Source organism: Methylobacterium sp. WL1 (assembly GCF_008000895.1).
In the GTDB taxonomy this organism is placed as follows: Bacteria; Pseudomonadota; Alphaproteobacteria; order Rhizobiales; family Beijerinckiaceae; genus Methylobacterium.
The window spans coordinates 5,425,188-5,451,937 of sequence record NZ_CP042823.1; the positions used below are offsets into that span (position 1 = coordinate 5,425,188).

25 protein-coding genes, 1 tRNA gene and 1 pseudogene are annotated in these 26,750 nt (G+C 70.7%); 24 read left to right on the forward strand and 3 right to left on the reverse strand.

Annotated features, from left to right (window positions below):
- Positions 1 to 76: 76 nt before the first annotated feature.
- Positions 77 to 1,705 carry an inorganic phosphate transporter gene (locus tag FVA80_RS26500; protein WP_147909802.1) on the reverse strand — a complete coding sequence of 543 codons (1,629 nt, stop codon included), beginning with the start codon at positions 1,703 to 1,705 and terminating at the stop codon, positions 77 to 79.
- Positions 1,706 to 2,231: 526 nt separating this feature from the next.
- Here FVA80_RS26500 and FVA80_RS31700 point away from each other — a divergent pair.
- From FVA80_RS31700 to phnE (FVA80_RS26540), 9 genes and pseudogenes are all read left to right on the forward strand, one after another.
- Positions 2,232 to 3,083 (forward strand): annotated as a pseudogene (locus tag FVA80_RS31700) (autotransporter domain-containing protein); the annotation flags it as partial.
- Positions 3,084 to 4,695: 1,612 nt separating this feature from the next.
- Positions 4,696 to 5,391 carry an autotransporter domain-containing protein gene (locus FVA80_RS31705; protein WP_246692471.1) on the forward strand — a complete coding sequence of 232 codons (696 nt, stop codon included), beginning with the start codon at positions 4,696 to 4,698 and terminating at the stop codon, positions 5,389 to 5,391.
- A 132-nt stretch (positions 5,392 to 5,523) separates the two neighbouring features.
- Positions 5,524 to 6,672: a ceramide glucosyltransferase gene (locus FVA80_RS26510; RefSeq protein ID WP_147909800.1), complete on the forward strand. Its 1,149-nt coding sequence runs from the start codon at positions 5,524 to 5,526 to the stop codon at positions 6,670 to 6,672.
- Positions 6,673 to 6,697: 25 nt separating this feature from the next.
- On the forward strand, positions 6,698 to 7,384 hold the full coding sequence (locus FVA80_RS26515; protein WP_147909799.1) for a DUF1045 domain-containing protein: 687 nt from the start codon (positions 6,698 to 6,700) through the stop codon (positions 7,382 to 7,384).
- On the forward strand, positions 7,377 to 8,009 hold the full coding sequence (locus FVA80_RS26520) for a chloramphenicol acetyltransferase (RefSeq protein WP_147909798.1): 633 nt from the start codon (positions 7,377 to 7,379) through the stop codon (positions 8,007 to 8,009). The genes FVA80_RS26515 and FVA80_RS26520 overlap by 8 nt, the downstream gene beginning before the upstream one ends.
- A gap of 123 nt (positions 8,010 to 8,132) precedes the next feature.
- Positions 8,133 to 8,981, forward strand: a complete 849-nt coding sequence (phnC, locus tag FVA80_RS26525) for a phosphonate ABC transporter ATP-binding protein (RefSeq protein ID WP_147909797.1) — start codon at positions 8,133 to 8,135, stop codon at positions 8,979 to 8,981.
- 127 nt (positions 8,982 to 9,108) lie between these two features.
- Positions 9,109 to 10,041, forward strand: a complete 933-nt coding sequence (gene phnD / locus FVA80_RS26530) for a phosphonate ABC transporter substrate-binding protein (protein WP_147909796.1) — start codon at positions 9,109 to 9,111, stop codon at positions 10,039 to 10,041.
- Between the two features lie 25 nt (positions 10,042 to 10,066).
- The gene (gene phnE, locus FVA80_RS26535) at positions 10,067 to 10,948 is read left to right on the forward strand and encodes a phosphonate ABC transporter, permease protein PhnE (RefSeq protein WP_147909795.1); all 882 of its coding nucleotides are present in this window, start codon (positions 10,067 to 10,069) and stop codon (positions 10,946 to 10,948) included.
- Positions 10,945 to 11,814, forward strand: a complete 870-nt coding sequence (phnE, locus tag FVA80_RS26540; RefSeq protein WP_147909794.1) for a phosphonate ABC transporter, permease protein PhnE — start codon at positions 10,945 to 10,947, stop codon at positions 11,812 to 11,814. The genes phnE (FVA80_RS26535) and phnE (FVA80_RS26540) overlap by 4 nt, the downstream gene beginning before the upstream one ends.
- Positions 11,815 to 11,840: 26 nt before the next feature.
- On the opposite strand, the gene phnF is transcribed toward phnE (FVA80_RS26540), so the two are convergent.
- A complete protein-coding gene (gene phnF, locus FVA80_RS26545) occupies positions 11,841 to 12,584 on the reverse strand; it encodes a phosphonate metabolism transcriptional regulator PhnF (RefSeq protein WP_147909793.1) in 744 nt (247 codons plus the stop codon).
- A gap of 79 nt (positions 12,585 to 12,663) precedes the next feature.
- Between phnF and phnG the strand changes: the two genes are divergently transcribed.
- From phnG to phnN, 8 genes are read left to right on the forward strand one after another with little or no spacing between them, the layout of a single operon-like run.
- On the forward strand, positions 12,664 to 13,131 hold the full coding sequence (gene phnG, locus FVA80_RS26550; RefSeq protein WP_147909792.1) for a phosphonate C-P lyase system protein PhnG: 468 nt from the start codon (positions 12,664 to 12,666) through the stop codon (positions 13,129 to 13,131).
- Between the two features lie 2 nt (positions 13,132 to 13,133).
- Positions 13,134 to 13,721, forward strand: a complete 588-nt coding sequence (gene phnH / locus FVA80_RS26555; protein WP_147909791.1) for a phosphonate C-P lyase system protein PhnH — start codon at positions 13,134 to 13,136, stop codon at positions 13,719 to 13,721.
- Between the two features lie 3 nt (positions 13,722 to 13,724).
- Positions 13,725 to 14,825: a carbon-phosphorus lyase complex subunit PhnI gene (locus tag FVA80_RS26560; protein ID WP_147909790.1), complete on the forward strand. Its 1,101-nt coding sequence runs from the start codon at positions 13,725 to 13,727 to the stop codon at positions 14,823 to 14,825.
- Positions 14,822 to 15,694, forward strand: a complete 873-nt coding sequence (locus tag FVA80_RS26565) for an alpha-D-ribose 1-methylphosphonate 5-phosphate C-P-lyase PhnJ (protein ID WP_187193519.1) — start codon at positions 14,822 to 14,824, stop codon at positions 15,692 to 15,694. Before FVA80_RS26560 ends, FVA80_RS26565 begins: the two co-directional genes overlap by 4 nt.
- Positions 15,691 to 16,464, forward strand: a complete 774-nt coding sequence (gene phnK / locus FVA80_RS26570; protein WP_147909789.1) for a phosphonate C-P lyase system protein PhnK — start codon at positions 15,691 to 15,693, stop codon at positions 16,462 to 16,464. Before FVA80_RS26565 ends, phnK begins: the two co-directional genes overlap by 4 nt.
- Complete coding sequence (gene phnL / locus FVA80_RS26575) at positions 16,461 to 17,165, forward strand: phosphonate C-P lyase system protein PhnL (RefSeq protein WP_147909788.1); 705 nt, start codon at positions 16,461 to 16,463, stop codon at positions 17,163 to 17,165. The genes phnK and phnL overlap by 4 nt, the downstream gene beginning before the upstream one ends.
- 9 nt (positions 17,166 to 17,174) lie before the next feature.
- Positions 17,175 to 18,311 carry an alpha-D-ribose 1-methylphosphonate 5-triphosphate diphosphatase gene (locus FVA80_RS26580; protein ID WP_147909787.1) on the forward strand — a complete coding sequence of 379 codons (1,137 nt, stop codon included), beginning with the start codon at positions 17,175 to 17,177 and terminating at the stop codon, positions 18,309 to 18,311.
- Positions 18,311 to 18,841 carry a phosphonate metabolism protein/1,5-bisphosphokinase (PRPP-forming) PhnN gene (gene phnN / locus FVA80_RS26585; protein ID WP_147909786.1) on the forward strand — a complete coding sequence of 177 codons (531 nt, stop codon included), beginning with the start codon at positions 18,311 to 18,313 and terminating at the stop codon, positions 18,839 to 18,841. The genes FVA80_RS26580 and phnN overlap by 1 nt, the downstream gene beginning before the upstream one ends.
- A gap of 215 nt (positions 18,842 to 19,056) precedes the next feature.
- Here phnN and FVA80_RS26590 read toward each other — a convergent pair whose 3' ends face one another.
- Positions 19,057 to 19,920, reverse strand: a complete 864-nt coding sequence (locus FVA80_RS26590; RefSeq protein ID WP_147909785.1) for a porin family protein — start codon at positions 19,918 to 19,920, stop codon at positions 19,057 to 19,059.
- Between the two features lie 310 nt (positions 19,921 to 20,230).
- Between FVA80_RS26590 and tuf the strand changes: the two genes are divergently transcribed.
- The 7 genes from tuf (at position 20,231) to FVA80_RS26625 (ending at position 26,074) form a co-directional block, all read left to right on the forward strand.
- Positions 20,231 to 21,421, forward strand: a complete 1,191-nt coding sequence (gene tuf, locus FVA80_RS26595; RefSeq protein WP_147853161.1) for an elongation factor Tu — start codon at positions 20,231 to 20,233, stop codon at positions 21,419 to 21,421.
- 231 nt (positions 21,422 to 21,652) lie between these two features.
- A tRNA-Trp gene (locus tag FVA80_RS26600) sits at positions 21,653 to 21,729 on the forward strand.
- Between the two features lie 184 nt (positions 21,730 to 21,913).
- Positions 21,914 to 22,210: a preprotein translocase subunit SecE gene (gene secE, locus FVA80_RS26605; RefSeq protein WP_147897407.1), complete on the forward strand. Its 297-nt coding sequence runs from the start codon at positions 21,914 to 21,916 to the stop codon at positions 22,208 to 22,210.
- Positions 22,211 to 22,264: 54 nt separating this feature from the next.
- Positions 22,265 to 22,798, forward strand: a complete 534-nt coding sequence (gene nusG, locus FVA80_RS26610) for a transcription termination/antitermination protein NusG (protein ID WP_007566056.1) — start codon at positions 22,265 to 22,267, stop codon at positions 22,796 to 22,798.
- Between the two features lie 222 nt (positions 22,799 to 23,020).
- Positions 23,021 to 23,470 (forward strand): 50S ribosomal protein L11, encoded by a 450-nt coding sequence (rplK, locus tag FVA80_RS26615; protein ID WP_147908999.1) that lies wholly within the window; start codon positions 23,021 to 23,023, stop codon positions 23,468 to 23,470.
- An 11-nt stretch (positions 23,471 to 23,481) separates the two neighbouring features.
- A complete protein-coding gene (gene rplA / locus FVA80_RS26620; protein WP_007566052.1) occupies positions 23,482 to 24,180 on the forward strand; it encodes a 50S ribosomal protein L1 in 699 nt (232 codons plus the stop codon).
- 250 nt (positions 24,181 to 24,430) lie between these two features.
- Positions 24,431 to 26,074: a DUF4070 domain-containing protein gene (locus tag FVA80_RS26625; RefSeq protein ID WP_147908998.1), complete on the forward strand. Its 1,644-nt coding sequence runs from the start codon at positions 24,431 to 24,433 to the stop codon at positions 26,072 to 26,074.
- The last annotated feature ends 676 nt before the right edge of the window (positions 26,075 to 26,750 follow it).

Below are 26,750 nucleotides of genomic sequence, written 5' to 3' on the forward strand. Positions count from 1 at the left end.
GGGTGCGGAAACGGCCCTGTCCGTCGTCATGCTTGTCCGTGGATTGCGGGGCTCGGCCCCGCCGATACCCGCGGCGTCAGAACACGTGGCGCAGCAGGAAGAACAAGGTCGCGGCCAGCGTGATGGCGGCCGGCAGGGTCAGGATCCAGGCGAGGGCCATGTTGCGCACCGTGGCCATCTGCAGGCCCGAGCCGTTGGCCGCCATCGTCCCGGCGACGCCCGAGGACAGGATGTGCGTGGTCGAGACCGGAAGGCCGTAGAGTTCGGCAAGCCCGATCGTCCCCGCGGCGACCATCTCGGCCGACGCGCCCTGGGCGTAGGTGAGGTGGGTCTTGCCGATCTTCTCGCCCACCGTGACGACGATGCGCTTCCAGCCGACCATGGTGCCGAGGCCGAGCGCCAGGGCGACGCAGACCTTCACCCAGCCCGGGATGTAGCGGGTGCCGTTGTTGAGCAGCCCGGTGTAGCTCTTCAGGGTCGACTTCTCGGCCTCGGACAGATCAGCCCCGGCGTTGGGCAGCAGCCGCACCGCGTCGGCGGTGAGGTACATGGCGTTGCGCAGGTTCTCGGTCTGGGCGGCCGGGACGGTGCGGATCGCGCCGTAATTCTTCACGCTGGCGGCGATGTCGGTGGCGAGCGCGGAGAGCGCGGCGTAGACCGGCGGCCGGTTCAGGTCCTTGGACTTGAGGGCGTCCGTCACCGTCCGGCGCGCCTGCGCCGTCTCCGGCTGGGGAGCGCCGGGGGCCCGGGCGGAGAACACTTGGCTCGCCGCCGCCGAGGTCTGGATGAAGGCCGGGGTCGTGTCGTCCGACATGGTGCGGTTCAGCGCGTAGGCGGTGGGCGCCGCGCCGATCAGGATCAGCATGATCAGGCCCATGCCCTTCTGGCCGTCGTTGCCGCCGTGGAAGAACGACACCAGCGTGCAGGTCAGGATCAGGAGGCTGCGGATCCACAGCGGCGGCGGCGCCTCGCCCCTGGGGGCCTCGTAGAGGTCCTTGCGGCGCACCGCGAATTTCAGGGCCAGCAGCAGCAGCGCCGCGAGGGCGAAGCCGCACAGGGGCGAGAACAGCAGCGCCTTGAACACATTGAACGCCTGGTTCCAGTCGACGCCGGCGGTGCCGTCGCCGCCGCCCATCAGCTGGTTGGCGAGGCCGACGCCCAGCACCGAGCCGATCAGCGCATGCGACGAGGAGTTCGGCAGGCCGAAGGCCCAGGTCCCGAGGTTCCAGATGATGGCGGCGAGCAGCAGCGCGAAGATCATCGCGTAGCCGGCTCCCGAGCCGACATGCAGGATCAGCTCCACCGGCAGCAGGGTGACGATGGCGTAAGCCACCGCGCCCGAGGACAGCATCACCCCCAGGAAGTTGAAGAAGCCCGACCAGACCACCGCCACCAGCGGCGGCATCGAGTGGGTGTAGATGACGGTGGCCACCGCGTTGGCGGTGTCGTGGAACCCGTTCACGAACTCGAAGGCGAGGGCGATCAGCAGCGCGAGCCCGAGCAGCGCGAAGGCCCCGTAGGCCAGCGGCGCCTCGCCGACGGCGTTCATGTCGGCGATGAGGCTCACCACCGCGTAGCCGAGCCCGGCCACCAGAACCGCCAGGAAGGCGACGACGCCCCCCAGATGGATCCCGTGCTCGAGGCGCGGACCGCCCGCGGGCCTGTTCCCCACCCCGTGTTGCGGAATGACGGCGGAATCGGACATGGGCCCTCGCGTTGAATCGTCTTCGGAAGCGAGGCGGGATTAAGATTGTGGGATGACGTTTCAGTGACGTTTTGCCGAAGGTATTCAGCGAAGCATTATATTCGTGCGCCTACCGCCGACGATCCGAAAATATCAATCTGCACGAAGTCTATTCCGCCCACTTCGAGGTCTGGGCCGGGGTGTTTACTGATACGACCGCGCCCGGTTCCGGTACCGGACATCCGTCCGGCGATGGCCCGCACCGATCGACGGGGAGGCGTCCGGCCTGGAGTGCAGCGTGACGCGTTTGCGGAGCCGCGGCCGCGGCGCTGGAAGCAAAGCGCAAGATTAACATGGCCCTGGATTTGCGCCGGCTAAGATGTCTGGCTGTTGCTGACAGGATACACGCGATGATTCAGGGCTTTGTGAATGGATTATGACGCATTCGCGTTCGCGGAAGTGGCTAAATCTCCCGCCGCAGGCCGAAGGGCCGCAGGCTTGGGGGCCAGGAATGAGCGTTCGCTATGGGGTCTCGATCGCGGCCTTGATGGTCGCCGCGTGCGGGTCGGGGGTGCAGGCGCAGACCGTCAACACCACGGCCTCCGACGTCAACGTGCTCAACCTGCTGGCGCCGTACCTGGCGCTCAACGCAACGGCGGCCGGGCAGGCGACGCTGAGCCTGAACCTGGCGCAGACGATCGCCCTCAACACCGGCGCGGACCTCGCCCGGCAGCAGGTGGCGATCAGCGACAAGAACCTGCTCAGCGCGGCGAGCAACGCCCTGTCGTCCTCGGGGCTCGGCAGCTACGGCGTCGCGGCCAACATCGCCGGCGGCCTGCCCGGACAGACGCCGATCAACGGCATCGTCCCGCAGCAACGGGTCGGCGGCCTCGGTGCGCAGCTCGGCCCGATCTACCAGCGCGGGACCGCCCAGGGCGTGAACGGCGCCCTCGGCGGCGTGGTCAACCTGCTGGTCAACGCCAACACGTTCACGGGCAACAACCTCGGCGTCGCGAAGAACTACTTCGCCAACGGCGCGGCCAACAACCCGAGCGTGACACCCGCCAACTACGTGGCGGTGCCGGCCGTGGCGCCCGCGGGCTACGGGCTGCCGACGTATGACGGCCTGCCCAACACCACCAACAGCGTCTACGACCGCGCCTACGGGGTCACCAACACCCAGCCGGGCCAGGACGTCTACGGCTCGTCGCGCCCGGTCCAGGTCGCGCCCGGCCGCATCAACCCGTTCGATCCGACGGCGCTGACCGGCCTCGCGACCAACGCCTCCTTCCCCAGCGGGCACACCACCTACGCGTTCACCAGCGGCTACCTGCTGGCGATGCTGGTGCCGCAGCAATACCAGAACGTGCTGCTGCGGGCCTCCGAGTACGGCGAGAGCCGGATCGTGCTCGGCGTTCACTACCCCCTCGACGTGATCGGCAGCCGGGCGCTGGCGGCCTACGACCTGGCCCAGGCGTTCACGAACCCGGCCTACGTCAACAACGCCGCGGTGACCGGCGTGGCGATCAACCTGCCGAACCAGTTCGTGCAGGCGCAGGGGCAGCTTCAGGCCTATCTCGCCGCCCAATGCGGCAACACCGTCGCGGCCTGCGCGAGCGGCGCCGCCAACAGCGCCGGAAACCCCTATCTCCCGTCGGCCGCCAACCAGGCCGCCTACCAGCAGCGCCTGACCTACGGCCTGCCGACCCTGACCTTCGCCCAGGCCCCGCGCGAGGCGGCCCCCGCCGGCGGACCCGACGCCGCGATCCTGCTGGCGCCGCTCTACGGCGGATCGACCGCCGCCGCCCGCACGCTCGCCCCGCAGGGCGGCCTCTACGGCCAGCTCTCGACCGCCACGATCAACCAGATCGTCGTCAACACGCAGACCAACGCGCTCGCGGCCTTCTACGGCAGCCCGCTCAGCTACTGGAGCCGCATCGACCTCTATTCCGCCGCCGGCTATTTCGGAGCCGTCACCGGCACCCTGTGGATGGACACGAGCGACCGCCTCGGCATCGATGTCGGCGTCGGAACAGGCGGCGTGCTCTACGCCAACGGCACCATCGCGGGCACCGTCTCGGTCGGGGCCGGCGGCCTGCTCGGCGGCTCGGGCACGCTCGGCGGCCTCAACGCCCTCTCGGGCGGCACCGTGGCGCCGGGGAACTCGATCGGCACCCTCAACGTCGCCGGCGCGGTCGCCTTCGCGCCGGGCTCGGTCTACCGGGTCGAGGCCAACGCCGCCGGACAAGCCGACAAGATCGCGGCCGGCGGCGCCGTGACGCTCGGCGGCGGCACCGTGCAGGTCGTGGCTGCCTCCGGCGCCTATGGCCCGCGCACAACCTACGCGATCTTGAGCGCGGCCGGCGGCGTCTCGGGACGGTTCGACCTGGTCACGGCGAACCTCGCCTTCCTCAGCCCCGGCCTGCGCTACCTGCCCAACGACGTCGCCCTGACGCTGACCCGCAACGACGTCCCGCTGGCCGCCGGCGCCACCGGGCGCAACGGCGTCGCGTCCGCCAACGCGCTCCAGGCGGCCGGGTCCGGCCGGGCCTACGACGCCGCCCTGGCGTTCACCACCGCGGAGGCCGCCGACGGCTTCCGGGCGCTCGCTGGCGACATCCACGCCAGCACGGTGTCGACCGCCTACGAGACGGCGTTCTTCGTGCGCGAGGCGGTGCTCGACCGGCTGCGCTGGGGCGGGTCGGCCCCGAGCCTCGACGACGGCCGCGTGCCGGCGGCCTACAGCGCCGACCTGCCGGGCCGGACGCCCGTGGTGGCGAGCGTGCCGACGCGGATCCTCGACCCGCAGGTGTTCGGGCTCTGGGGCCAGGGCTTCGGCGCGTTCGGCACGGCCGGCGGGGGCGGCAACGCCTTCGACCTCGGCCGGCAGATCGCCGGCTTCGCACTCGGCGCCGAGGTCCGGCTGCCGAGCGGGCTCCGGTTCGGCCTGGTCGGCGGCTACACCGAGGCCAACCTCGACAGCGTCGGCCGGCAGGGCGGGGGGCGCGCGGCTGGGCGCCGCCAGCCCATCCGAGAGCGCGACGCTCAAGAGCGGCTTCGGCGGCGTCTACGGCGGCACCGCGTTCGGCCCGATCGAAGTGCGGCTGGGCGCCCTCTACGCCGACACCGACACCCGCACCCGGCGCAGCGTCCTGTACGGCCTGGCGGACAGCCCGACCGGGCATGGCGGCGGCCACACCGTCCAGGGCTTCGGCGAGATCGGCTACCGGTTCACGCTGAGCGCGCCGTCGGCCCCGGCGTCGCGGGACGGACGGGCGGCGGCCTCCTACATCGAGCCGTTCGTGGGCGTGGCCTATGTCGGCATCCGGCGCGACGGGTTCGCCGAGACCGGCGGCGCAGCGGCGCTGGTCAGCTACGGGCGCGGCTACGACCTCGGCGCGGCGACCGTCGGCGTGCGGGGGCAGACGGGCTTCGATCTCGGCTTCGGTGTTCCGGTGACGGCGCACGGCCTGCTCGGCTACCGGCGGGCGTTCGGCGACGTCGTGCCGGCGGCCCTGCTGAGCTTCGGCACCGGCCCCGCCTTCCTGAGCGCGGGGGTGCCGATCGACCGGGACGCGCTGGTGGCCGGCGCCGGGCTCGACCTGGCGGTGGCGCCGAACGCGACGCTCGGCGTGGCCTATACCGGCCAAGTCGGCGCCCGGGCCCAGGACCAGGCCGTGAAGGGCAACCTGACCCTTCGGTTCTGAGGGGCCTCTGTCACACGGCTGACGCGGTCCGGCCGTTAGAGCCGCGCCCGACCGGGTGCGGCTCGAAATCCCTGATGCCACGCGCACTCGCCGACGATCCGGGCCGATCACGAGCGTGAACGAGGGATCCGCATGATTGACCCCACGGTGTCGGCCCTGTCCCTCGGTGCGCTGTTGGCCCTGATCCAGATCGCCAGCATCGCGATCGCGGGCCGGCGCATCGGGACGGTCCACGGCGCGTCCACCTTCCCGGCCGGTGCCCCGGTCTCCCTGGTCCGGCCGCTCCACGGGGTCGAGGCGTTCAGCGACGAGATGCTGGTCCGCAGCTTCCGCCTCGCCTATCCGGCCTACGAGTTGATCTTCTGCGTGGCCGACCCGGCCGATCCGATCGTCCCGCGGGTGCAGCGCCTGATCGCCGACCACCCGCAGGTGCCGGCCCGGCTGATCCTCGGTGACGAGCGCGTGAGCGACAATCCCAAGCTGAACAATTGCGTCCGCGGCTGGCGCGCCGCCGCGCATGACTGGATCGTGCTCGCCGATTCCAACGTCGCGATGCCGCCGGATTATCTTCAGCGGCTGCAGGCGGCCTGGCGGTCCGACACCGGCCTGGTCTGCTCGACCCCGGCGGGCGCCCGGCCGGGCAGCTTCATGGCCGAGGTGGAATGCGCCTTCCTCAACACCCTGCAGGCCCGCTGGCAATACGCGGCCGAGGTGTTCGGCCTGGGCTTCGCGCAGGGCAAGAGCATGCTCTGGCACAAGCCGTTCCTGGAGGCCCGGGGCGGCCTTCAGGCGCTGGCCTCCGAGATCGCCGAGGATGCAGCCGCCACCAAGCTGGTGCGCGCCGCCGGCAAGCGCGTCCACCTCGTTTCGAGCCCGTTCGAGCAGCCGCTGGGACGGCGCGGCTTCCGCGAGGTCTGGGCGCGGCAGCTGCGCTGGGCGCGCCTGCGCCGGGTGACCTTCGCGCTGTTCTTCATCCCGGAGATCGGCAGCGGGGTCCTGTTGCCGGCGCTGCTGGTGGCGCTCTGGGCCGGCAGCTCGGCCGGCCTCGCGGGCGCTGCCGGCCTCATCGGGCTGTGCTATGGGGCCGAGTACCGGCTCGCGGTCCGCGCGGGCTGGCAACGCGGGCCGCGCATGCTGGCGGCGTTCCTGGTGCGCGACGCGCTGATCCCGGCCCTGTGGCTCGCCGCCTGGGTGCAGAGCGCCATCGTCTGGCGCGGCAACGCCATGGATGTGCGCCCGCGCCGCGCCAGCGTCGACCGCGCCTGCGCGCCGACGGCGTGACCGCGCGGAGGCCGGAGGTCATCACATGACGCGCCGCTACGCTCTCTATTGGCTCCCCCCGCCCGGCTCGGGCCTGGCCGCCTTCGGCAACGCCGTGCTCGGCTACGACAACGCCGCCGGCGCGCCGGTGCCGCATCCGCAGGCCCTCGGCGACCTCGCCGCCGTCACGGCGGGCGCCCGGGTCTACGGGTTCCATGCGACCCTGAAGGCGCCGATGCGCCTCGCCCCGGGCACCGAGGAGGCGGACCTCGTCGCGGCGGTGCGGGACCTCGCAATCGGGCACCCGCCGGTGGCGCTCGGGTCGCTGGCCGTCGCGGCGCTCGGGCCGTTCCTGGCGCTGGTCCCCGCGGCTCCGCCGGCGGAGCTCGGGTTGCTCGCCGCCGAATGCGTCGCCGCCCTGGACCCGTGGCGGGCGCCGCTGTCGGAGAGCGAGCGCACCAAGCGCCGCCCGGAGCGCCTCGATCCGCGCGGCCGCACCCTGCTCGCCCGCTGGGGCTATCCGTATGTCTTCGAGGCTTTCCGGTTCCACATGACGCTGACCGACGCCCTACCGGATCCCGACCGCGCCGCCTGGCTGCGCCGCCTGTCCGACGCCTACGCGGCCACGCGACCTGAGCCCGTGGTGATCGACGCCCTGAGCGTGCTCGTGCAGGACGGGGTCGAGCCGTTCCGGCTGCTGGCGCGCCTGCCTTTCGGAGACGCGCATGGCTGACCAGCATCTCGGCCTCCAGGCAGCCGTCGACCCCAGCGCCCGGATCGTCGACTGCCATCTCGGCCGCTACACGCAAATCGGCGCCCGCACCCGCCTGACCGAGACCGTCCTCGACGATTATTCCTACATCGCCCAGGACGGGGAGGTGATCTACACCACCATCGGCAAGTTCTGCTCGATCGCCGCCGCGGTGCGGATCAACCCGGGCAACCACCCGATGGAACGCGCGAGCCAGGCGCATTTCACCTATCGGGCTCAGGCCTACTGGCCCGAGGAGGCGGACGAGGACGCGTTCTTCGCGCGCCGCCGGGCAAGCCCGGTGACCATCGGCCACGACGTCTGGATCGGCCATGGGGTGGTGGTGCTGCCCGGCCGCAGCATCGGCACCGGCGCCGTGGTCGGGGCGGGCGCGATCGTCACGCGGGACGTCCCGGCCTACACGATCGTCGTCGGCAACCCGGCTCGACCGGTGCGCCGCCGCTTCCCCGAGCCGGTCGCCGAGCGGCTGGAGCGCCTCGCCTGGTGGGATTGGGACCACGACCGCCTGCGCAAGGCGCTTCCGGATTTCCGCGCGCTGCCGATCGAAGACTTCCTGGAGCGGTACACCAGTCGGTCGGGCACGTAGGGAGACGCCGGGGCGCGCAACTCCGGATTTGGTGCGCCGACTAAAGAAATCATTTTGTATTCGTCATTCAACCGTCGTGGAAGAGGCGTTTAGCTGCCTCCACCCCGCAGCGGATGGATGTTTATGCTCGTCGTAGAGGATCTCACGCGTCAGTACGGCGGCCGTCGAGCCGTGGACGAAGTCTCGCTGCGGATCGAGCGCGGCAGCTTCGTCGGTGTGATCGGCCGATCGGGAGCCGGCAAATCAACGCTCCTGCGGTTGATCAACCGTCTCGCCGATCCGAGTTCCGGGCGCATCCTCTATGACGGCCGCGACATCACCGGCCTGAGCGGTCGGCCGCTCCGCGAATGGCGCACCCGCTGCGCCATGATCTTCCAGCAGTTCAATCTGGTCGGCCGCCTCGACGTGATGACCAACGTGCTGATGGGCCGGCTGAGCCATGTGCCGACCCACCGCTCCCTGCTCCGGCTGTGGTCGGACGAGGATCGGGCCATGGCCCTCGCCGCCCTGGAGAGCTTCGACATGGGCGAGTTCGCCGGCCAGCGGGCCGACGGCCTGTCGGGCGGCCAGCAGCAGCGCGTCGCCATCGCCCGGGCGCTGGTGCAGGAGCCCGAGATCCTGCTCGCCGACGAGCCCGTGGCGTCCCTGGACCCGCGCAACACCCGGCTGGTGATGGATGCCCTGGCGGCCGTGAACCGGCGCTACGGCATCACGGTCCTGTGCAACCTGCATTCCCTCGATCTCGCCCGGGCCTATTGCGACCGCCTCGTCGGGCTCGCCGCAGGCCGAGTGGTGTTCGAGGGCGGCCCGTTCGACCTCACCGAGGACGTGGCGCGCCGGCTCTACGGCCTGGAGGCGGGCGAGGTGCTGGACGATTCCCCGGAGCGCGAGGCCGAGCAGCGGGCGGCCCTGCCGGGGCTGCCCGGCCTCGTCCCGGCCCAGCCCATCCGCGAGGCCGCCATCGGCGCCTGAGCCGGGGCGCCGGTCGCCGGCGCACCGGGCTCGAGGCCCCCAACAACGACGGATGGAAACGCCCGACCGGACGCGCCGACCGCGCGGCCGGCCAATCCAGCGCTTGAACAGACCCGAGGACCACCCGATGATCACCCGACGCACCCTTGCCGCCGCCGCCGCGGCGTCGATCGCCCTCTTCAGCCTTCCGGCCGCCGCCCAGGAGTGGAAGGCCAAGTATCCCGAGCTGACCCTCGCGGTCATCCCGATGGAGAATGCCAGCGGCACCAACGACCGCTACGCGCCCCTGGCCGACTACCTGACCAAGACGATCGGCGTCCCGGTCAAGCTGCGGGTCGCCAGCGACTACGCCGCGGTGATCGAGGGCCAGCGGGCCGGCAACATCCAGATCGCGTTCTACGGCGCCGCTTCGTTCGGCCGGGCCGTGATGACCGGCGTGAAGATCGAGCCGCTCGTGAACCCGCAGCACGAGACCGGCGCCTCGGGCTATTACTCGGTGCTCTACGTGCTGGCTTCCAGCCCGTACAAGACGGTGGCGGATTTGAAGGGCAAGAACCTCGCCCTGGTCGACCCGAACTCCACCTCCGGCAACCAGGCGCCGCGCTTCTTCCTGAAGCGGGCCGGCTACGACGTGGACCGGTATTTCGGCAAGGCTGTCTTCGCCGGCAGCCACGAGAACGCGGTCCTGGCGCTGACCCAGGGCACCGTCGAGGCCGCCGCCAACCTGTGGAACTCCGAGACCGACACGATGGTGACCCGCATGGTCGCCAAGGGCGTCCTGAAGAACCCGGACGGCACGCCGATGAAGCAGTCGGACTTCCGGGTGGTGTTCAAGTCCGACTTCCTGCCGGAGGGCCCCTACGCCGTGCTGGCGAGCCTGCCGGACGACCTGAAGGCCAAGATCCGCCAGGCCTTCCTCGACCTGCCGAAGGCCGACAAGGCGGCGTTCGACCGGCTGTCCGACGGCAAGGATCTCAGCCTCACCCCGGTGACGCTCAAGGATTACCAGCCGGTCATCGACATGCTGAAGTTCAACGACAAGCAGCGCAAGAAGTCCTGATCGCGTTGCTGAGGAGGCGCCGGCCTTGCGCGGCCTGACACCCCTGCCGCCGGAGCGGGTCGCCGCCCTCTCCGGCCTGTACGCGGCGGCGAGCGGCTCCGCCCGCCGCCGCACCCTCGCGAGCTTCGCCGTCCTGGCGGTGCTGGCGCTCCTGGCCGGGCTCGTCGCCGAGGTCCGGCCGCTGGTCCTCGTCGCGAACATCGGCAAGTTCACCGCCTATATCGAGCAGATCTGGCCGCCGATCGGCCTCGATCACCCAGTGGCGGACATGCGCGCCTGGTACTGGGGCCTGCCGGGCTGGCTCGCCCTGCTCGGCGAGACGCTGCTGATGGCGTATCTCGGAACCCTGCTCGGGGCGGTTGCGGGCTTCGCCCTCAGCTTCGTCGCGGCCGCCAACCTGGTCCGGTCGGCCCCGGTGCGCTTCCTCGCCAAGCGCGTCTTGGAGGTGTGCCGCACGATTCCCGACGTGGTGTTCGCGCTGCTGTTCGTGATCGCCTTCGGCCTCGGCCCGATGGTCGGCGTGCTGGCCCTGGCGATCCACACCACGGGGGCGCTCGGCAAGCTGTTCTCCGAGGTGGTCGAGAATATCGACATGCGCCCGGTGGAGGGCCTGTCCGCCTCGGGCGCCAGCTGGCTCGAGACCGTGCGCTTCGCGGTGCTGCCGCAGGTGCTGTCGAACTTCGTCTCCTATGGGCTGCTGCGCTTCGAGATCAACGTGCGCGGGGCCGCGGTGCTGGGCTTCGTCGGCGCCGGCGGCATCGGGCAGGAGTTCCTGGCCGCGATCCGCAACTTCTACTACGCGGATGTCAGCGCGATCCTGGGGCTGATCATCCTGACCGTCGTCGGCATCGACCTCGCCACCGAGCAGGTCCGGCACCGGCTGACCGGCCTGGAGGAGGCCCGATGAGCGGCGGCGGAACCGAAACCCTGCGGGCGGCCGCCCGGGCCGATCTCGCGCGCCTGCGGGCCCGCTATCCCGCGCAGTTCCGGACCGATCGGGCCGCGCGGCTGCGCCGGCTGGCGGTTCTCGCGGGCCTGGCCGGACTGGCCGGCTTCGGCGCCTGGCAGTTCGAGATGTCGCCGGCCCGGATCCTCTACGGGCTCGGCCGGCTCGGCACCTTCGCGGTGCTGATGCTGCCGCCCTCGCCGGAGGGGCATCTCGGCACCTTCGTCCACGCGCTGGGCGAGACCCTGGGCATCGCCTTCCTGGGCACCCTGACGGCGGCGATCCTGGCCTTCCCGGTGGCGCTGCTGGCTGCCCGCAACGTCGTGCCTAATCCGTTCGCGCATTTCGCCGTGCGCCGGGGCCTCGACGTGATGCGCTCCGTGGACGTGCTGATCTGGGCGCTGATCTGGATCAACGTCGTCGGCCTCGGCCCCTTCGCGGGCATGCTCGCCATCGCGTGCTCGGATTTCGGGGCGTTCGGCAAGCTGTTCTCCGAGGCGATCGAAACCTGTGACCGGAAACCCGGTGAGGGGGTCGTCGCCTCGGGGGGCTCGGCCCTGCACCGCATCCGCTTCGGGCTGATCCCGGGGGTGCTGCCCGTGCTGGCGAGCCAGGTGCTGTACTTCTTCGAATCGAACACCCGCTCGGCGACGATCATCGGCATCGTCGGGGCGGGTGGCATCGGCCAGTACCTCACCGAGCTGATCCGCATGCTGGAGCTGAAGCAGGTCGCCTTCCTGGTTCTGATGATCCTCGCCACCGTGGCGGCGATCGACTGGGTCTCGACCCGCCTGCGCCGGGCGATCATCGGGCCGGCGGCGCGCTGACCGGCTCCAACTCGGCGGCGCGCGCTTTAGCCGCCGATCACCAACTCGACCCGGTCGGCGGCGAACAGGGTGCGGTTCGCCTGGATCGGCACGCCAGCGGAGTCGATGTTGACGCTCGACACCACCATGACGACCCGCCCGGGGGCGATATCGAGGCGCTCTGCCTCCTGGGCATCGGCCGGCCGGGCGCGGATCCGCGTCGAGAGCCGGGTGTAGTCGTGGACGCCGCAGGCCGCGAAGGCCCGGGTGATCGAGCCGCGCTCCGCGTAAGCCGCGGCGAAGTCCGTGAATCGCGGCAGGGGCAGCCAGGTCTGCGCGGTCGAGATCGGGGCGGCGTCCGCCCGGTGGGTCGTCAGCAGTTCCAGGATCGGCGCGCCGGGCTCGATCGCCAGGGCCGCCGCCTGCCTGGACCCGGCCGGAACGGTGGCGGCGGCGAGCAGGTCGCCCCAGGCCTCGCGCCCCGCCCCGGTGACGATCTCCGAGAAGCGGGTGCGTGGGCCGATCGGATAGGCCAGCGGCGCCTCCTCCACGAAGGTGCCGCGCCCCTGGCTGGCGCGCACGAGGCCGCCCTCCGCCAGGGCGGCCAGCGCCCGCCGCACCGTGTGGCGGTTGACGGCGAAGCGCGCGGCCAGCGCCGCCTCGGTCGGCATCTGCTGGCCCGGCGCGTAACGCCCGGCCGCGATGTCGGCGCTCAGCGCGTCGGCGATCTGCCGCCACGCCGTCAGCCCCTCTCCCCGGACGAGGCCGGGCGCCCGCTCCTGTGCATCCATGCTGTCATCCAAACTTCATTCGCGCCCGGCGCGCTAGTTGTCTACACGACTAGACAACAGCTCGACAGAGGGATTCGCGATGGCGACGAGCCCGCACCACTCGGGACCAGACGATATCGCGGCCCGGCAGGCCGTCATGGCGCTCTGCGCCGAGGCCAGCCGGGACGACCTCGACGCCGCCTTGCGGGCGCTCGAAGCCCCGGCCCCCGAGGACCTGCGCCCCCCGGAGACCGGCCTCGTCATGGCGACGGGCCGGATCGGCGGCGACGGGCGGCCGTTCAACCTCGGTGAGGTGAGCGTGACCCGGGCGGCGATCCGGCTCCCGGATGGCGCCACGGGCTTCGCCTATCATCTCGGCCGCGACCGGACGAAGGCGCGCCTCGCGGCCACGCTGGACGCGCTCTGGCAGGATCCGGCCCGACGCGCCGGGGTCGAGGCCGCCCTGCGGCCCGCCGCGCAACGGGCCGAGGCCGCGGGCCGACAGGCGGCCCGACGCAGCGCCGCCACCCGGGTCGATTTCCTGACGCTGGTCCGCGGGGAGGATTGAGCATGCTCGCACCCGGCTTCGCCGATCCGGTCCACGACGCGCAGGGCACGTTCCGCGCGGTGATGGACGCGCTCGCCCGCCCCGGCCTGCCCCGGCGGCTCGACATCCGGCTCGCGCCGCCCGCGCCGCTGACCCCGGAACTCGCCGCGGTCGCGCTGGCGCTGACCGACGCCGACACGCCGGTCTGGCTCGATCCAGGCCTCGCCGCCGCACCCGAGGTCGCCGCCTACCTGCGCTTCCACACCGGCGCGCCGCTCACGGACGACCCGGCCCGGGCGGCCTTCGCGCTGATGTGCGATCCGGCCCGCTGCCCGCCGCTCGACCGGTTCGCGCAAGGCACGCCGGCCTATCCCGACACCGCGACCACACTGGTCCTCGCCCTCGACCGGATCGCGGCCGGGGAGGGGCTTCGCCTGACCGGGCCCGGAATCAGGGGTGCGACCCGCATCGCCCTGGCGCCCATGCCGGACGGATTCGTGGCGCAGCTCGCGGCGAACCGCGCGGGCTTCCCCCTCGGGATCGACCTGATCCTCACCGCGCCCGGCCTCGTCGCCGGTCTGCCGCGCTCCACCGCCGTCACGGAGAGCTGACCGATGTACGTGGCCGTGAAGGGCGGCGAAGCCGCCATCGATAACGCCCACCGGCTCCTGGCCGAGGCCCGCCGCGGCGACCCGGCCGTGCCGGAACTCTCCGTGGCGCAGATCCGGGAGCAGATGGCGCTCCTGGTCGACCGGGTTATGGCCGAGGGCTCGCTCTACGATCCCGACCTCGCCGCGCTGGCCCTCAAGCAGGCCCGCGGCGACGTGGTCGAGGCGGTGTTCCTGGTCCGGGCGTACCGGACGACTCTGCCGCGCTACGGCGCTTCCAAACCCATCGATACCGGCGCCATGGCGGTGGCCCGCCGCGTCTCGGCGACCTTCAAGGACCTGCCCGGCGGCCAGGTTCTGGGGCCGACCTTCGACTACACGCACCGGCTGATCGACTTCACGCTGGCCGCCGAGGGCGCGGTCGAGCCCGCCGCCGAGGCCGAGCCGCGCGGGGATGCCGGCACCTGCCCCAGGGTCACCGACGTCCTGGCCCAGGACGGCCTGATCGAGCCCTCGCCCCCGGACGACGGCGCCCCCGTGGGCGACCTCACCCGGGAGCCGGTGGACTACCCCGCCGACCGGGCCCTGCGCCTCCAGGCCCTGGCCCGGGGGGACGAGGGCTTCGTGCTCGGCCTCGGCTACTCGACCCAGCGGGGCTACGGCCGCACCCACCCGTTCGTGGGCGAGATCCGGGTCGGCGACGTGGCGGTGGCGTTCGTGCCGGAGGAACTCGGCTTCCCGGTGCCGCTCGGCCGGATCCGGCTCACCGAGTGCCAGATGGTCACCCAGTTCAAGGGCTCGGGGACGACGCCTCCCCAGTTCACCCGCGGCTACGGGCTCAGCTTCGGCCAGAGCGAGCGCAAGGCGATGGCGATGTCCCTGGTCGACCGGGCGCTGCGGGCGGAGGAACTCGGCGAGCCGGTGGCGAGCCCCGCCCAGGACCAGGAATTCGTCCTCGCCCATTGCGACAGCCTGCAGGCGACCGGCTTCGTCGAGCACCTGAAGCTGCCCCACTACGTCGATTTCCAGGCGGAGCTGGAGCTGGTCCGGCGCCTGCGCGCCGAGTTCTTCCGAGACTCAGACAGCATGCAGGAGGCGGCCGAATGAGCGCGACAGCGATGCCCGAACCGAGCCGATCGGACGCCGGCTACAACTTCGCCTACCTGGACGAGGGCACGAAGCGGATGATCCGCCGGGCCATCCTCAAGGCCATCGCGGTGCCGGGCTACCAGGTGCCGTTCGCCTCGCGCGAGATGCCGATGCCCTATGGCTGGGGCACCGGCGGCGTACAGGTCACGGCCGCGATCCTGGGGCGGGCCGACGTGCTCAAGGTGATCGACCAGGGCGCCGACGACACCACCAACGCCGTCTCGATCCGGCGTTTCTTCGCACGGACCTCGGGAGTCGCCACCACCACGCGCACCACCGAGGCGACGATCATCCAGACCCGCCACCGCATTCCGGAGACGCCGCTCTCCGAGGGGCAGACGCTGGTCTACCAAGTGCCGATCCCCGAGCCCCTGCGCTTCCTCGAACCGCGCGAGACCGAGACGCGCCAGCTCCACGCCCTCGCCGAGTACGGGGCCATGCACGTCAAGCTCTACGAGGACATCAGCCGCCACGGCCACATCGCCACCACCTACGCCTACCCGGTGGAGGTGGCCGGCCGCTACGTGATGGACCCCTCGCCGACGCCGAAATTCGACAACCCCAAGATGGACGATTGCCCGGCGCTCCAGCTGTTCGGGGCGGGGCGCGAGCGGCGCATCTACGCGGTGCCGCCCTACACCGCGGTGCGCAGCCTCGACTTCGAGGACCATCCGTTCCGGATCCAGGAATTCACCGAGCCCTGCGCGCTGTGCGGCGCCCGCGGCCACTACCTCGACGAGGTGGTCACCGACGACACGGGGGGGCGGATGTACGTCTGCTCGGACACCGACATCTGCGAGACCCGCGTCGCGGAGGCCGCCCGATGAGCACGCCGCTGCTTTCCGCCCACGGCCTGACCAAGGCCTACGGGGCGCGGCTCGCCTGCGCGGGGGTCGATCTCGACGTCACCGAGGGCGAGGTGCTCGCCATCGTGGGCGAATCCGGCTCCGGAAAGTCGACGCTCCTGTCCCTGCTGGCGGGCGAGCTGGCGCCGGATTCCGGCTGCGCCCGCTACCGGATGCGCGACGGGCAGAGCCGTACCCTCGCCGACCTCGGCCCCGCCGAACTGCGCCGGCTGATGCGCACCGACTGGGGCTTCGTCCGGCAGGACGCCCGCCAGGGCCTGCGCATGGCGGTCTCGGCCGGCGGCAATGTCGGCGAGCGGCTGATGGGCATGGGCGAGCGCCATTACGGCCGGATCCGCGGCCAGGCGCTCGACTGGCTCGGCCGCGTCGAGATCGAGGCGGCCCGCGTGGACGACCCGCCGAGCCAGTTCTCCGGGGGCATGCGCCAGCGCCTGCAGATCGCCCGCAACCTCGTCACCGGCCCCCGGCTGGTGCTGATGGACGAGCCGACCTCGGGGCTCGACGTCTCGGTCCAGGCCCGGCTCCTCGACCTGATCCGGCGGCTCTCGGCCGAGCTCGGTCTGGCGGTGATCATCGTCACCCACGATCTCGCGGTGGCGCGCCTGCTCTCCCACCGGATCGCCGTGATGCGGGCCGGCCGGGTGATCGAGACCGGGTTGACCGACCGCGTGCTCGACGACCCCGAGCACGCCTACACCCAGCTCCTCGTCTCCTCGGTGCTCGCCGCATGACCGCGCTTCTGACCTTCCAGGACGTCGCCAAGAGCTTCACCCTGCACCTGCGCGGCGGCGTGGTGCTCCCGGTGGTGGGCGGCGTGAGCCTCGCGGTGGCGCCGGGCGAGTGCGTGGTGCTCGGCGGACCCTCGGGCGCCGGCAAGTCCTCGCTCCTGAAGATGGCCTACGGCAATTACCGCTGCGATGCCGGCACGATCCTGGTCCGCGACGGCGGCGCCGCGATCGACGTGGTCCGGGCCGACCCGCGCACCATCCTGTCGCTGCGTGCCCGGGTCATCGCGTACGTGTCGCAGTTCTTGCGGGTGATCCCGCGGGTCTCGGCCCTCGACGTGGTCGAGGCCGCCGGCCGCGAGGGCGGATTGTCCGAGGACGAAGCCCGCGCGCGGGCCAAGACCCTGCTCGCCCGGCTGAACCTGCCCGACCGGCTGTGGGGCCTGCCGCCCGCAACCTTCTCGGGGGGCGAGCAGCAGCGCGTCAACATCGCCCGGGGGCTGATCGCCGACCGGCCGCTGCTGCTGCTCGACGAGCCCACCGCGTCCCTCGACGCCAGCAACCGCGCCGTGGTCGCCGAGCTGGTCCGCGAGAAGCTGGCCGCGGGGGCCGGCGTGCTCGGCATCTTCCACGACGGCGAGATGCGTGATGCCGTGGCGACGCGAATCGTCGACGTGACCCGCTTCGCGCAAGCCCGGGCGGCCTGAGGAGACCCGATGAGCGACCTGATTCTCGAGAACGCGCGCCTGGTCCTGCCGGACCGCGTCGAGCACGGCTGGCTCGCCGTGGCCGACGGCCTGATCGCGGAGATCGGCACCGGGCGCGCGCCCGAGCGCGGCCTCGACCTCGGCGGCGACCACCTGATCCCCGGGCTGATCGAGCTGCACACAGACCACCTCGAGAGCCACTTCGCGCCCCGGCCCAAGGTCCGCTGGCATCCGCTCGGTGCGGTGCTGGCCTACGACGCGCAGATCACCGCCTCGGGCATCACCACGGTGTTCGATTCCCTGCGCGCCGGCAGCGACCCCGACGGCAGCGGCCTCGGCTCCGAGCTGAAACAGCTGGCCGCCGCGATCGAGACCGCGCGGGCCGGCAACCTGTTCCGGGCCGAGCACTTCACGCATCTGCGCTGCGAGCTGCCCTCGGCGGACGTCCTCGACACGGTGGCCGAGTTCAAGGCGCAGTACACGATCGGCCTGATCTCGCTGATGGACCACACCCCGGGCCAGCGCCAGTTCCGCGACATGGAGAAGTACTACACCTACGCCACGCGGGGCGGCCGGACCCTGGAGGAGATCCGGCTCAACACCGAGCGCAAGATCCGGGAGGGCAAGGCCCTCAACGGCCGCAACCGCCCAGCCCTGGTCCAGTTCGCGAAAGACATGGGCATACCCCTGGCGAGCCACGACGACACGACCCTGGCCGATGTGGAACTCGCGGCCGGGGAGGGGGTGGCGCTCGCCGAGTTCCCGACCACCCTGGAGGCGGCCGAGGCCGCGCACGGGCGGGGGATCACCGTGATGATGGGCGCGCCGAACCTGATCCGCGGCGGGTCGCATTCCGGCAACGTCGCCGCCCTGGCGCTGGCCGAGGCCGGCCACCTCGACATCCTGTCGTCGGATTACGTGCCCGCGAGCCTGCTGATGGCCGCGTTCCTGCTGCCCGAGCAGGCATCCGGGATCTCGCTGCCGCAGGCGCTGGCCACCGTCACGGCCAACCCAGCCCGCGCCACCGGCTTGACCGACCGCGGCGCCCTGACGCCCGGCCTGCGGGCCGACCTCGTGCGGGTCCAGCGCGCGGAAGGGGTTCCAGTGGTCCGCGAGGTCTGGCGCACCGGCCGGCGGGTCGCCTGATGGCGGGCTGCCTGGTCCTGGTGGTCGGCCCGAGCGGGGCCGGCAAGGATACGCTGATCCGGCTCGCCCGGGCGGAGTTGGCGGGCGACCCGCGCTACGTCTTCCCGCGCCGCTTGGTGACCCGGCCGCCGTCGGGCGACGAGGACAACGACGAGATCGACGAGGCCGCCTTCGCACGGGGCTGTGCGGCTGGCGTGTTCACGCTGCACTGGCGGGCGCACGGCCTGGGCTACGCGATCCCGGCGCAGGCCGCCGAATGCGCGCGCGGCGATCGCGTTGTGGTCTGCAACGTCTCCCGCCGGATCGTCGAGGAGGCCCGGGGCAGCGGCCTGCCGGTCAGCGTGGTCGAGGTCACGGCGCCTGCCGAGGTCCTGGCACGCCGGATCGCGGCCCGGGGCCGGCCGGAGGACGGGGACGTCGCCGCGCGCCTGGCCCGCGAGGTCCGGGTCTCGGCCGACCTCACCATCCTCAACACGGGCGCGCCGCAAGAGGCGGCGGCCCGGCTGATCGCGCATCTGCGCGCCCGCTAGAGCGCTCTTCGACGAAGTGGCTTCGGTTCGTCGGAGAGCGCGTCAAACCAAGAGCCGAGAGCCGTGCCCGAACCAACGCGGTCGGGCACGGCTCTCGCGTACTCAGCAAGCAACCGACCACAACACAACGAAAAAGGGCGCGCACCGGTCCCGGCACGCGCCCTCGAAGGATGGCCCGGGAGGATCGCTCCAGGGCCGATGTCTGTGGCGAAGTCCTAGAAGCCGCCGAACTTGTAGTTGAAGCCGGCGCGGACGATGCTGCCCTCGGTCCGGAAGCGCGAGATGTACGAGCCGGTGCCGACGCCCGGGATGGCGCCGACGAGCACGCTCTGGCTGCCGAGATCGTAGTGCAGGTACTCAGCCTTGATGGTCACGGCGTCGTACTTGATGCCGAAGTACTTGCCGACCGCGAAGGTGTTCAGGAAGCTGTCGGTCGGGATGGCGAACTCGATGCCGCCGCCGTAGGCGAAGCCGGTCTTGAAGTCGTCGTAGCGGCCGGCGAACTGCAGGGCGCCGCCTGGGGTGTAGAAGTTCGCGTCGTGGAACACGTTGCCGTAGGCGAGACCGCCCATGCCGTAGACCATGACCCGGTCGAACGCGTAGCCGACGCGGCCCGTGAGGGTGCCGAGCCAGTCGAGGCTCTGGCGGAACTGGCTGATGTTCGGCGGGCCACCCGCGACGTTGCCGGTGCCGAGGACGACACGGTTCTTGGTGATGTCGGTCCAGTCGATGCTGTTGGCGACACCGACGACGATGCCGGAGCCCGGCGTGAACTGATAGTTGTAGCCGGCGGTGCCACCGATGTTGGCGAAGCCGTCCTGCGAGGTCGAGGTCAGGAGCGGCCGGCGGCCGAGCGCCACGTTGTTGGCGTTGCCCGGCAGGACGCCGACGGTGGTGATGCGCTGGTTGTCGGTGAAGGTGTAGGCGGACTCGAGACCCGCGTAGAAGCCCGTCCAGGTGAAGACCGGCACCGGGGTGAAGACCGGCGGCGGCGCGGCGCGGCGCGGCAGGTCGGCGGCGACGGCGGCCGTCGAGACCAGGGCCGTGGCAGCGCTGGCGAGGAGGAGCTTCTTCATCATGTTCGCGGAACCCGGGTGACCAGTGGTTGTCCCCACTTAAGCTCGGCTGCTCCAGGTCCGCTATGCCCTGCGGGCCACACTGTGTCTCGAAAGTGTCCACCGGAAGTGGTGGGCATCAATATTCACGCCGCCCAATGTGGCGGTTCGGCGCTTGACAGACGTCGTCGTCCCGAGGGTCCCGTGCGCGCCGGACCTTGATCGCAAGCGGCCGACCCTCTAAGCGAACCGCGTTTTTCGCCCCGCTTCCGCGTTCGGGGCGGCCGTCCAGGATCCGGGGAACAGCGTGGTCCCCGCCGCAGGAATGGGAATCATGGGCAAGGAAAAGTTCGCTCGCACCAAGCCGCACTGCAACATCGGCACGATCGGTCACGTCGATCACGGCAAGACGTCGCTGACGGCGGCGATCACGAAGGTGCTGGCTGAGACGGGCGGTGCGACGTTCACGGCCTACGACCAGATCGACAAGGCCCCGGAGGAGAAGGCGCGCGGGATCACGATCTCGACCGCGCACGTGGAGTACGAGACGGCCAACCGGCACTACGCGCACGTCGACTGCCCCGGCCACGCCGACTACGTGAAGAACATGATCACGGGCGCCGCCCAGATGGACGGCGCGATCCTGGTGGTGTCGGCGGCCGACGGCCCGATGCCGCAGACCCGCGAGCACATCCTGCTCGCCCGCCAGGTCGGCGTGCCGGCGCTGGTGGTGTTCCTGAACAAGGTCGACATGGTCGACGACGAGGAGCTCCTGGAGCTGGTCGAGCTGGAGGTGCGCGAGCTTCTGTCGAAGTACGACTTCCCGGGCGACGACATCCCGATCACCAAGGGCTCGGCGCTGATGGCGCTGGAGGACAAGGAGCCCAAGATCGGCAAGGAGGCGGTGCTGGCGCTGATGGCGACGGTGGATGCCTACATCCCGCAGCCGGAGCGTCCGATCGACCTGCCGTTCCTGATGCCGATCGAGGACGTGTTCTCGATCTCGGGCCGCGGCACGGTGGTGACGGGTCGCGTCGAGCGCGGGATCGTCAAGGTCGGCGAGACGGTGGAGATCGTCGGCATCCGGGCGACCACGACCACGACGGTGACCGGCGTGGAGATGTTCCGCAAGCTGCTCGACCAGGGCCAGGCGGGCGACAACGTCGGCGTGCTGCTGCGCGGCACCAAGCGCGAGGACGTGGAGCGCGGCCAGGTCGTGTGCAAGCCGGGTTCGGTGAAGCCGCACACCAAGTTCAAGGCCGAGGCGTACATCCTGACCAAGGAGGAGGGCGGCCGCCACACGCCGTTCTTCACCAACTACCGGCCGCAATTCTACTTCCGGACCACGGACGTGACCGGGGTGTGCGAGCTGCCGGAGGGCACCGAGATGGTGATGCCGGGCGACAACGTGACCATGGACGTCACGCTGATCGTGCCGGTGGCCATGGAGGAGAAGCTTCGCTTCGCCATCCGCGAGGGCGGCCGCACCGTCGGTGCCGGCGTCGTCGCCGCCATCAACGACTGAGACCCCGGGCTGAGATCCCGTTCGGCCCGGCCCGTCATCGGGCCGCTGCCGCGCGTGATCGGATCGGCGCCGGCCTCCGTCCCCACGGAGGCCGGCGCCGCCATGTCGGGCTCCCGCAGGCCCGAACCCACCCGCGACGCCGCTTTCGGGCTGCAGCCCCCTGAAAGTCCTCAGGAACCGGCCGCAAACCTCTTGCAAGCGACGCCGCGATCGGGCATTTGGCGGAACGCTAGGAGTGTAGCTCAACTGGTCAGAGCGCCGGTCTCCAAAACCGGAGGTTGCGGGTTCGAGTCCCTCCACTCCTGCCAGACATCTCACCCAACCCCGCGCGGTCGCCCGGTCGACAAGCCGGCGGAGTTGCGCTAGAGCGGGCGCAATCCGAGATCTGAAGCGACCGTCGGTGCGGGCCTGCCCAGGCTCTCGGCGCCGGATGTTCGCGTTCCCGGAAGCAGGCCCTGCCTCGGGCCCGCGCTCGCAAAAAACACTGGCGCCATGGCATCGAACGAAGCGACCAAGAAGGTGGATGTGGCGCGCGGCGCGGCTCGCGGTCCCGCGAACACGCCGCCGGCCCGCCCGGCCACGCCCGCCAAGGTGCCGCAGAAGCGCGCGACGCCCGGCGAGTTCTTCTCCCAGGTCCGCGACGAGGCCCGCAAGGTCACCTGGCCGTCCCGCCGGGAAACCACGATCACCACCATCATGGTGTTCGTGATGGTCGTGGTCACCAGCCTGTTCTTTACGGTGGTCGACCAGGCCCTGCGCTTCGTGGTCGGCCTCGTGCTCGGCCTCTGAGGGGCAATATCGATCGGGGGAGACCTCGCGGACGTGTCGGAGTTGAACGGAACCGTGTCGAAGCGCTGGTACATCGTCCACGCCTACTCGAACTTCGAGAACAAGGTCGCGCAGTCCATTAAGGACCAGGCGGCCCAGCGCGGGCTGACCGAGCTGTTCGACGAGGTGATGGTCCCGACCGAGAAGGTCGTCGAGGTGCGCCGCGGCCGGAAGGTCGATGCCGAGCGCAAGTTCTTCCCCGGCTACGTGCTGGTGAAGTGCGACCTGACCGACGAGGTCTACCACCTCATCAAGAACACCCCGAAGGTCACGGGCTTCCTCGGGGCCGACAAGTCGAAGCCGGTTCCGATTCCTGACGCCGAGGCCGAGCGGATCAAGGGCCAGGTTGCCGAGGGCGTTGATCGGCCCAAGCCGTCGATCGCGTTCGAGATCGGCGAGACCGTTCGGGTCGCCGACGGTCCGTTCGCGAGCTTCAACGGCACCGTCGAAGAGATCGACGAGGCCCGCTCCCGCCTCAAGGTGGCCGTGTCGATCTTCGGCCGCGCCACGCCGGTGGAGCTGGAATACGCCCAGGTCGAGAAGGCCTGAGGCACGCACGTTTTCGGCGGCCGGTTTTCGGCCGTCCCTCCTCTTCCGGCCGGCGTTCCGCCTCGGCCGTGAAGCGGCCGTACCCTCCAAAGGGGCGGTCTCACCCGCGGAAGATCCGCCCGGCCTCGCCTCCGGGATCCACGGATCGCACCGCGACCTGTCATCGTCCGACCCGCCCGCGCCTAGGCAGCCCGGCGGCGGACGCAGTTTGGGAGGTATCCCATGGCGAAGAAGATCACGGGCTACGTGAAGCTTCAGGTCCCGGCCGGCGCGGCGAACCCGTCGCCCCCGATCGGTCCCGCGCTCGGTCAGCGCGGCCTCAACATCATGGAGTTCTGCAAGGCCTTCAATGCGAAGACCGCGCAGATGGAGAAGGGCACCCCGATCCCGGTGATCATCACCGCGTATCAGGACCGCTCCTTCACCTTCGAGATGAAGCAGCCGCCGGTCACCTTCTTCCTCAAGAAGGCCGTCGGCCTGAAGATCGGCAAGAAGCCGGCTTCCGGCTCGAAGACCCCCGGTAAGGGCCCGGTTGTCGGCAAGATCTCCGAGGCGCAGCTGCGCGAGATCGCCGAGAAGAAGATGCCCGACCTCAATTGCGACTCGGTCGAAGCGGCCGTCGCCATGATCCGCGGCTCTGCCCGGGCCATGGGCCTCGAAATCACGGCCTGAGGGAGGACATCATGGCACGCGAAGGAAAGCGCATCCGCGCGGCCCGCGAGGGCATCGAGGTGACCAAGCTCTACCCGCTCGACGAGGCGATCAAGCTGGTCAAGGAGCGGGCGACCGCGAAGTTCGACGAGACCGTCGAGGTCTCGATGAATCTCGGCGTCGATCCGCGCCACGCCGACCAGATGGTCCGCGGCGTCTGCAACCTGCCGAACGGCTCCGGCCGGACGGTCCGCGTGGCGGTCTTCGCCCGCGGCGCCAAGGCGGACGACGCCAAGGCGGCGGGGGCCGACATCGTCGGCGCCGAGGATCTCCTGGAGATCGTCCAGAGCGGCAAGATCGAGTTCGATCGCTGCATCGCCACCCCGGACATGATGCCGCTGGTCGGTCGTCTCGGTAAGGTGCTGGGCCCGCGCGGCCTGATGCCGAACCCCAAGGTCGGCACCGTCACCATGGACGTGAAGAGCGCCGTGGCCGGCGCCAAGGGCGGCTCGGTGGAGTTCCGCGTCGAGAAGGCCGGCATCGTCCATGCCGGCGTGGGCAAGGTCTCGTTCGATGCCGACAAGCTCGTCGAGAACATCAAGGCCTTCGCCGACGCGGTCGCCAAGGCCAAGCCGGCGGGCGCCAAGGGCACCTACGTCCAGCGCATCGCCGTCACCTCGACGATGGGCCCGGGCGTAAAGGTCGAGCCGAACACGGTCCTGACCGCCTGAGGCTGAGCCTCAAACCAACCGCTCCAGAAGCGCCCGGCCGGAAACGGCCGGGCGTTTTGCGTTGCATGCCCCGGCACCCAGCCCCGGGCTGGAGAAAACGCGCCCCTGTCCCGGGTCGGTGGTGCGCGGCGGAGCCTGGGCTGGGATCCAGCATGGGACCTGCCGCGCAGCGGCTTTTTCGCACTGTCCTTCACGTCATTCTCAACATGGAAGGGGGCGCCATCCCGCGCGGCTGTGCTAGATAGGCCCCATGCGCAGCACAGTCTCCGTCACGACCCGCCGACGCATCCTCTGCGTCTTTCCCGCCTACACGCCCTCGTTCGGCACATTCTCGCACGCCTACCCGCTGATGGGGGGCGTCAAGGCGTTCATGCCCCCGCAGGGCCTCCTGGTGATCGCGGCCTACATGCCCGAGAGCTGGGAATACCGCTTCATCGACGAGAACATCCGGCGCGCCTCCGCCCAGGACTTCGCCTGGGCCGACGCGGTGTTCGTCTCGGGGATGCACATCCAGGAGGGCCAGATCCACGACATCGGCCGGCGCGCCCACGCCGCCGGCAAGGTCGCGGCGCTTGGCGGCCCCTCGGTGTCCGGTGCCCGGGAGAAATATCCGGACTTCGATTATCTCCATGTCGGCGAGATCGGCGACGCCACCGACCGGCTGATCGAGCGGCTCGACGTCGACGTCGCCCGTCCGACCCAGCAGGTTGTGTTCGAGACCGGTGAACGGCTCGCACTGTCGGACTTCCCGGCCCCGGCCTACGAGGCGGCGCCGCTCAAGCGCTACCTGATCGGCTCGCTGCAATTCTCGTCCGGCTGCCCGTATCGCTGCGAGTTCTGCGACATCCCGCAGCTCTACGGCCGCCAGCCCCGGCTGAAGACCCCGGAGCAGATGTGCGCAGAGCTGGACGCGATCATCAGCCAGCCCGGGCACCCGGCGGTGGTCTACTTCGTGGACGACAACTTCATCGCCAACCGCAAGGCGACCCGCGAGATGCTGCCCCATCTCGTGGCGTGGCAGAAGAAGAACGACTACCCGCTGCAATTCGCCTGCGAGGCGACGCTGAACATGGCCAAGCAGCCCGAGATCCTCGAGCTGATGCGCCAGGCCAACTTCATGACCGTGTTCGTCGGGATCGAGACCCCCGAGGCGGACGCGCTCAAGGGGATCGACAAGACCCACAACGCCGCCGTGCCGATGTACGAGGCGATCGAGACGCTCAACTCCTACGGGCTCGAAGTCACCTCGGGCATCATCCTGGGGCTCGATACCGACAGCGACAAGTCCGAGCAGAACCTGATCGACTTCATCGACAAGTCGGCGATTCCCGTCCTGACCATCAACCTGCTCCAGGCCCTGCCCAAGACCCCGCTGTGGGATCGGCTTGAGCGCGAGGGGCGTCTGGTCCACGATGCGGCGCTGGAATCGAACGTCCTGTTCAAGCGCCCGCACGACACCGTCGTGTCGAGCTGGCGCCGGGCGATCGCCCACGCCTACGAGCCGGATCAGCTCTTCTCCCGGTTCAAGCACCAGTGCCAGACCACCTACCCGAACCGGATCAAGACTCCGACCAAGGGCAAGCTGACCTTCACGAACCTGCGCCGCGGCCTCATCCTCGGGTTCAACATCATCACGCGGGTCGGTCTGCTCTCGGATTACCGAAGGCCGTTCTGGAGCGCCGCCGGCTACGCGCTCAAGCGCGGGCAGATCGAGGCGGTGTTCAACATGGGCTTCGTTGCCCATCACCTGATCCGCTTCACCCGCGAGGCCCTGCGGGGCGAGCACAACGCCTCGTTCTACGCGGCCAAAGCCGCGGAGGCCGAGGATGCACGGCGGCGCTCGTGGTGGGAGAATGCCCGGCGCAAGCTGGCACCGGAGCGGGAGGCGGCCTAGCCCGCAAACGGCGCCGCCCGCGGCATGTGCGCCGGCTAAGGCCGGCCGTGAGCCTTGGGGGACGCGCTGCAGGCGGGGCGTTAGCCGGCTCTGATGCGCTCTGCGACCCGATCGGGCCGGACGGCCCCGGACGGTCGATCGGGTTCGTCCGCCGGTTCCGCGTGCCTTGCGAACGGTTTTCCGCAATGACGAATATTGGGCGGGCTCGCGACGGCCTGAGACGCAGCCTTCGGCTCATCGCCTTTGACCGGCGTCTCGTGATCGTCGATGCGGTGCGACGCGATCGAATCGGCACCCTGCGGATCATCGATCGAGGGCGGGACGTCGGGCCCCCTCTCGAGAATGCCGCAGGCCGGGATCGACGGATGCCCGGCGTCCCGAGCGAATTCTTCGCTCCGGCCCTTGCCTGCGGCGGAAAAGTCGCGCTTCAGCCCTTGGCAGGTGGCTTGCTAGCCTCTATACACCGCGCCTTACGCATTTCATCCTCACGGAAGGAGACGGCCAATCGGCCGGTTTCCGCATGAAATGTCGCCCGGGCAACCGGGTGGCAATAGCCGGCAGGATCCTGAGGGCGACGAGCCCCGCGGAGCCTTGTCCGGCTATGTCCTGTCCGAGACTGCAGGTGCCGGTTCGCCGGCTTAATCCACGCCCAACCTGCACAGACGGGGAAGACCGA

Coding starts and splice junctions, on each gene's coding strand:
- FVA80_RS26580 (WP_147909787.1), top strand. CDS start 17,175: ATGAGCGACCTGATTCTCGAGAACGCGCGCCTGGTCCTGCCGGACCGC.
- phnF (WP_147909793.1), bottom strand. CDS start 12,584: ATGGATGCACAGGAGCGGGCGCCCGGCCTCGTCCGGGGAGAGGGGCTG.
- FVA80_RS26565 (WP_187193519.1), top strand. CDS start 14,822: ATGAGCGCGACAGCGATGCCCGAACCGAGCCGATCGGACGCCGGCTAC.
- tuf (WP_147853161.1), top strand. CDS start 20,231: ATGGGCAAGGAAAAGTTCGCTCGCACCAAGCCGCACTGCAACATCGGC.
- phnL (WP_147909788.1), top strand. CDS start 16,461: ATGACCGCGCTTCTGACCTTCCAGGACGTCGCCAAGAGCTTCACCCTG.
- phnG (WP_147909792.1), top strand. CDS start 12,664: ATGGCGACGAGCCCGCACCACTCGGGACCAGACGATATCGCGGCCCGG.
- FVA80_RS26520 (WP_147909798.1), top strand. CDS start 7,377: ATGGCTGACCAGCATCTCGGCCTCCAGGCAGCCGTCGACCCCAGCGCC.
- FVA80_RS26500 (WP_147909802.1), bottom strand. CDS start 1,705: ATGTCCGATTCCGCCGTCATTCCGCAACACGGGGTGGGGAACAGGCCC.
- rplA (WP_007566052.1), top strand. CDS start 23,482: ATGGCACGCGAAGGAAAGCGCATCCGCGCGGCCCGCGAGGGCATCGAG.
- phnD (WP_147909796.1), top strand. CDS start 9,109: ATGATCACCCGACGCACCCTTGCCGCCGCCGCCGCGGCGTCGATCGCC.
- phnN (WP_147909786.1), top strand. CDS start 18,311: ATGGCGGGCTGCCTGGTCCTGGTGGTCGGCCCGAGCGGGGCCGGCAAG.
- FVA80_RS26560 (WP_147909790.1), top strand. CDS start 13,725: ATGTACGTGGCCGTGAAGGGCGGCGAAGCCGCCATCGATAACGCCCAC.
- secE (WP_147897407.1), top strand. CDS start 21,914: ATGGCATCGAACGAAGCGACCAAGAAGGTGGATGTGGCGCGCGGCGCG.
- FVA80_RS26510 (WP_147909800.1), top strand. CDS start 5,524: ATGATTGACCCCACGGTGTCGGCCCTGTCCCTCGGTGCGCTGTTGGCC.
- rplK (WP_147908999.1), top strand. CDS start 23,021: ATGGCGAAGAAGATCACGGGCTACGTGAAGCTTCAGGTCCCGGCCGGC.
- FVA80_RS26515 (WP_147909799.1), top strand. CDS start 6,698: ATGACGCGCCGCTACGCTCTCTATTGGCTCCCCCCGCCCGGCTCGGGC.
- FVA80_RS26625 (WP_147908998.1), top strand. CDS start 24,431: ATGCGCAGCACAGTCTCCGTCACGACCCGCCGACGCATCCTCTGCGTC.
- phnC (WP_147909797.1), top strand. CDS start 8,133: ATGCTCGTCGTAGAGGATCTCACGCGTCAGTACGGCGGCCGTCGAGCC.
- phnH (WP_147909791.1), top strand. CDS start 13,134: ATGCTCGCACCCGGCTTCGCCGATCCGGTCCACGACGCGCAGGGCACG.
- phnK (WP_147909789.1), top strand. CDS start 15,691: ATGAGCACGCCGCTGCTTTCCGCCCACGGCCTGACCAAGGCCTACGGG.
- phnE (WP_147909794.1), top strand. CDS start 10,945: ATGAGCGGCGGCGGAACCGAAACCCTGCGGGCGGCCGCCCGGGCCGAT.
- FVA80_RS26590 (WP_147909785.1), bottom strand. CDS start 19,920: ATGATGAAGAAGCTCCTCCTCGCCAGCGCTGCCACGGCCCTGGTCTCG.